General features: G+C 69.0%; 1 protein-coding gene. It reads left to right on the plus strand.

Annotated features, from left to right (window positions below):
• Positions 1 to 174: 174 nt before the first annotated feature.
• A partial coding sequence (locus AC1DOP_RS27385; protein ID WP_477254448.1) for a nucleotide exchange factor GrpE occupies positions 175 to 358 on the plus strand: 184 nt, incomplete at its 3' end.

Raw genomic sequence — 358 nt, forward strand, 5'->3', positions numbered from 1 at the left:
GCCGATGTGCTCGGCGCGGCCTTTTCGCCGGGCGGGCGAACTCCGGGTGCCGATGTGCTCGGCGCGGCCTTTTCGCCGGGCGGGCGAACTCCGGGTGCATCGGACGCTTGAAACGCAGCATCCCGCCCACACTAGGGTGGGTGGAGGCGGAGAGTGACCGCCAGGGACCCAGACATGAATCAAGATCAGCCAGACATCGCCGCCCAGCAGGCCGCCGCCGACGCAGCTGCCGCCGAGGGCGTCAACGAACAGATCGAACAGCTCCGTGCCGAAGTGGAGCAGGTCAAGGCCGAAGCGCTGCGTGAGCGCGCCGACCTCGACAACCAGCGCAAGCGCGTGGCCCGCGACATCGAACAGG

The sequence above is a fragment of the Massilia sp. 01N410 genome (assembly GCF_056399665.1).